We start from the raw sequence: 4,494 nt of genomic DNA on the forward strand, positions 1-4,494 counted from the left end.
TTTGCCGGTTCATCTTGTCGTAGTCGTAATTGACCGTGACGACTTTTTTCTGACCGTTGTCACTGGTGTAGGCAGTGCTCTCGCTGGTGCGATTGCCATTCAGGTCGTACTTGTAGTGAACGTTGTAACAGCAGTGTGGTTGATCGGGATGGCAGAGCTAAACAGGTGATGCGATCGCTGGATGAATTGCTATCAACGTCCACACCTCATCATCATGATTTTTAATCTCGTGTGTATGGCCGCGCTATTTTTCTTAGGGCTTTACTGCAGCGTTTGTACAGCAAAGCGCAAGCCTCGGAGCCGGCGGCGTAAGCCAGGGTCAGCTTCGGCCACGGCGCTACGGCCAAGGAAGGCTGCATGGGTGCGGCATCGCGTACTCGCATTGAAGGAACAACACGGCCTGTCGCATCGCAAACTGGCAGATCTGTTCAACCAACTGTATTTTGCGAAAACGGGTGTGTCAGTAGGCCGCACCTGGGGACGCGAACTACTCATCCGCGAAGCACATATCGCCTTGCATCGCCAGCGTGAACTGAAGCACAGCGTGCCGGCAAGACAGCCTAACAATCGTATGTGGGGAATCGATACCACATGCGTCACGGACGGCGAGGGTATACAGCACATTGTGCTGGGCGCGATCGATCATGGCAGCCGCCTCAACCTGATGCTGCTGCACCTAAAACGGTTCAACCAGTGGACACTGCTTGGCAGCCTGTTTCTGGCCATCGGCCAGCATGGCCGCCCGAGTATGATCAAGACCGACAACCATCCGGTATTTCGTGGCAGACTGGTCAAGCGTGTCTTGCGCTGGAGTGGTGTCGGGCTGCGGCACTCGCGGCCGGCACGGCCGTGGGAAAACGGCTATACCGAAAGACTGTTCGGGACGTTCAAGCACAGCCTCTGCGGCTACCTGATCGCGGATGCCGCTCAGCTGCGGGTCGCGCTGCCGGCATTCCAGTTCTGGTACAACGTCACTAGGCCGCACCAGCACCTGGGCGGCCAGACACCGCAACAGGCGTGGCTGGGTATTGATCCGTGGACGACAGCGCCGCGCGCATCACATAAGTTCAGCGCGTGGGGAGCCCGCTTGCGCGGCATGGTGTTGCGCCACTAGCCGCACGCTCGAATTGTTAAAGAACGAGGCTGATGTGCTGGCCGGGGTCAGCTCGTCCATTCACGTCAGTACTGCCTGTTTTTGTGGCAGATAGGTGCCGGAGCACGCTAGTTATGCGCGCCGACGCAACCAATAGCCCAAGATTCTATTAAAAAAATGGGCCTTTGGACGTGCTCGCGGCGACTGTCCGTGGTGCGGACGGGACAGCGGACGGAACAACTTTTACTGTATCGTATAATGGACTCCGCGAACACCTTTTAAGATACCAGGGGGTACAGTATGGGCACCGTCATCTTTTTGCTATCTCCCATGTTCGCCTCCCGTCTGATCCAGTTTCGCAAAGCACAGAATTTCACGCAGCAAGGTCTGGCCGATGCGGCGCAGATTCACGTGAACCAGATCAAGCGCTACGAGGCGGGAACGGCGCAACCGACGCTGGAAGCCTTGGTCCGGTTGGCCAAGGTGCTGCATCTAAGTTTGGATATGCTGGTGTTTGATGATGTCGAGCGTGGGCCGTCAGATGACTTGGCCTTGCAGTTTGAAGCGGTCAGCCACATGCCGGAGGAGGGAGGCGCATCATCAAGGCGCTGCTGGACGGCATGATCATCAAGTACCAGACCAAGCAAATGATGGGCAACCTGAGCAGCTAAGGGAATTCCTGGCCGCTAAAAAGAAGTCGTCTCCATCACCCGCGCGATCAGCAGCGGGCTGGGGACGGCTTTTTTAAATTAAAGAGAGAGCAAAATATGAATAAGCAACACACTGAGATTAGCAAGTTTTTGAGCTTTGTCCTGCGCCATAAGCCTGAAGTGATAGGCATTACCCTTGATCGTGAAGGGTGGGTGGATATCTCCATATTGATCGCAGCCGCTGCGAATGATGGCAAGCAACTTGACCCTGACTTAATCCTGACAGTCGTTGCCGACAGCGACAAGAAGCGGTTCGCAATTTCCGCCGATGGGCTGCGTATTCGCGCAGTCCAAGGACACTCCGCCGAAAGCGTAGACATTGAATTTGTCGCGAAGCGACCGCCAAAGCTTCTTTACCATGGTACTGCTACACGTTTTCTTGAGTCTATTCAGGTAAAAGGGCTGCTATCTGGCTCACGCCAGTATGTGCATCTGTCGCAAGATGAGCAGACTGCCATTGCGGTCGGCCAGCGGCATGGCAAGCCCGTTGTACTAAAAATTGAAGCCTTGCTCATGCACGAGCAAGGCTTCAAATTCTTTCAGTCAGAGAACGGCGTATGGCTAACTGAAGCGGTCCCAGTCACCTTTATTCAATAACGATAGGGCTTCGGTATAAGTCAATCATCGTAATCTTTGGCATCCTCTTGTGCCGCCCGAAGCCATGCTGGAAACGATGAAAATTCCGCCCGCTCCTCCCAGCCAGGAGCGGAGAAATCGTGCACGATAAACACATGTGTCGGTTCTCTTGAGTCCCAACACGCTACATCATCGTCATCGAGTCGGCGAGCAAATGGTACTAGACCACGGTCAGGAAACCGTTTCTTTAATCCCTCATGGCGGACTTGGAGCCATTGCCCTTTCAAGATTTGCCATGGACCAATGTCACCAAGACCAGCTTGAACTTGCTCCAGAAATTCACTTGGGTATGTGAACCACGTTGGTAATTCATCTGAGTTGAGTAAATCCATTTTCATTAGTGAGCCGATCCTATGTACAGTGAGCCGTTGGGGTAGAGATTGCGGTAGCCAGCGCTTTGATTACTAATTCGATTTTGCACAGCCTCACCGAAAGTGGTCGGGACTTCACCTTTCCTTCCAATGAACCTAGAAACATAATCCATATCGTCAGGAAGCAGGTCAGTGTGTTCAAATACACGAGCTTGAATAGTCACGCCCGCACGTTGTGCTGCAAGGATCCGAGTGTTATCAAGCGACGTAAGTCCTCCATCCGACATGCGAACGACGTCAATCAAACGATCAGGCTCGACCACAAAACCATTCTTTTGCATACTTTCAACCAGCTTCGGAATGGTCGCACCTTGTTGCTTAACCGTTGTTTGAGTAGTACGGATTGAAGTAGGGTTTAATTCAACTAAGCCTAAATCGTTGCTTGGCGTCCGGATCGAGCTTCCTCGGGATAGCTGTGGAATAAACGGCGAGATACTAACATCCGGCGCCAGTGCACTCAACCGACTGCGCACTCCAGTAATGATATTTGAGATGCCGCTAAGGCGTGTCAACGTGCTACCAATACCTGTGGCGGCCAAAGTCCCGAGAGTCAATCCGCCGATTGCTCCGCTCATTGCATCATCGGCGCTGTAGCCTGCGTTTGCAAAGCGCCCAGCAAAATTGCCAAGAATCCTTTCCTGGCCTTGCTGTATGAATGCGCCTACCGGTGTAAGTTCGGTCATTGCATTGCGGGCTAGCCAAAGACCGGGACCGGCAGCAATTTCTATACCCTGCAAGGCGTAGCCCGCCAACGGATGGCTCGCCAGTTCATCCCCAAATGTTTGGACTACGCGACCAGCGCTCTTCATCGTATCGTCAACTATGAGCATACCGAAGGCGGCCGTGCGTGCAGGCAACTGCGTACCTATCAGCGTTCGGACATTTTCGCCGCCCATATCTGATAGCGATTCAGCGGTAACACGACCGGTGCGAGCGAAAGATGAGTCTAGTCTGCCAATAACGTCGTCAACGTCACTTGAATCTAAGCCGTACATTTGCAATTGATTCCCGAAACCAGCAATCCTGTCTGCGGCAGTTCTGCCGCTCCGCGATGCCAAAATACCACGAATTGTCGCCATGGCATTATCGTCGCTGCTGTCGATTGGGTCTAAGCCTCGGCTGGTGCGCTCGGCGTCAATCGTCGAGCGCAAGGCTCTTGTCTGCATGTACTCGGTGTTGTTGATTGCATCAGCCAAGCTGCTGCCTAGTGCATTGCCGAAGGCATCTGTAGCAATTTGCGCGACGTTGATCTTGCCACCACGCAGTATCGAGGCGGTTGCGCCGGCGGCGAAGCCGTTGGCCGTGCGTATGGCCAGCTGCTGGTTGGAGCCGACTATGTTGGCCAGGATGCTGTTACTGTCCTGCAGGGCGCGTTGCATCGCCTCGCCGGCGAGACCGCCGGCATAGCCACTGGCGTAGGAGCCGGCGACATTCGCCCATGAGAAACTGCTTTGCATACCGGTCAGCATGCCGACGCCTTGCGTCAGCGTACTGCTGATCGCTGCGCGCGCGGCCATTTGGGACGGCGTCAGTGTTGTCGCGGCATTGTTGCTTACACCCAGCAGGGAGGTGTCGGATAGGCTGTTGGCAAATTCGCTGACGCCAGCCGAGATGGCGCCGCCAATGGCGGACTGGGCAACGGCTTTCCAACTGAAGCCGTCTTGAGCGCCGATCGCCTGGCCCA

3 protein-coding genes and 2 pseudogenes are annotated in these 4,494 nt (G+C 54.6%); 3 read left to right on the forward strand and 2 right to left on the reverse strand.

Annotated features, from left to right (window positions below):
* Window positions 1-382 precede the first annotated feature (382 nt).
* From GJ699_RS33775 to GJ699_RS33785, 3 genes and pseudogenes are all read left to right on the forward strand, one after another.
* Window positions 383-1,114 (forward strand): integrase core domain-containing protein, encoded by a 732-nt coding sequence (locus tag GJ699_RS33775; protein WP_195763718.1) that lies wholly within the window; start codon window positions 383-385, stop codon window positions 1,112-1,114.
* Between the two features lie 309 nt (window positions 1,115-1,423).
* Window positions 1,424-1,764 (forward strand): annotated as a pseudogene (locus tag GJ699_RS33780) (helix-turn-helix domain-containing protein).
* 96 nt (window positions 1,765-1,860) lie between these two features.
* Window positions 1,861-2,400 (forward strand): RNA 2'-phosphotransferase, encoded by a 540-nt coding sequence (locus tag GJ699_RS33785; RefSeq protein WP_154383797.1) that lies wholly within the window; start codon window positions 1,861-1,863, stop codon window positions 2,398-2,400.
* A 20-nt stretch (window positions 2,401-2,420) separates the two neighbouring features.
* Here the strand turns inward: GJ699_RS33785 and GJ699_RS33790 are convergent, their stop codons facing one another.
* Window positions 2,421-2,777 (reverse strand): hypothetical protein, encoded by a 357-nt coding sequence (locus GJ699_RS33790; RefSeq protein WP_229262428.1) that lies wholly within the window; start codon window positions 2,775-2,777, stop codon window positions 2,421-2,423.
* Window positions 2,777-4,494, reverse strand: a pseudogene (locus GJ699_RS34320) (hypothetical protein); the annotation flags it as partial. The pseudogene GJ699_RS34320 and the gene GJ699_RS33790, both read right to left, overlap by 1 nt.

This window comes from Duganella guangzhouensis (genome assembly GCF_009674535.1).
Taxonomy (GTDB): domain Bacteria; phylum Pseudomonadota; class Gammaproteobacteria; order Burkholderiales; family Burkholderiaceae_D; genus Rugamonas; species Rugamonas guangzhouensis.

Excerpts from the sequence above, each read along its gene's own strand:
- GJ699_RS33790 (WP_229262428.1), bottom strand. The coding sequence starts at position 2,777 with ATGAAAATGGATTTACTCAACTCAGATGAATTACCAACGTGGTTCACA.
- GJ699_RS33785 (WP_154383797.1), top strand. The coding sequence starts at position 1,861 with ATGAATAAGCAACACACTGAGATTAGCAAGTTTTTGAGCTTTGTCCTG.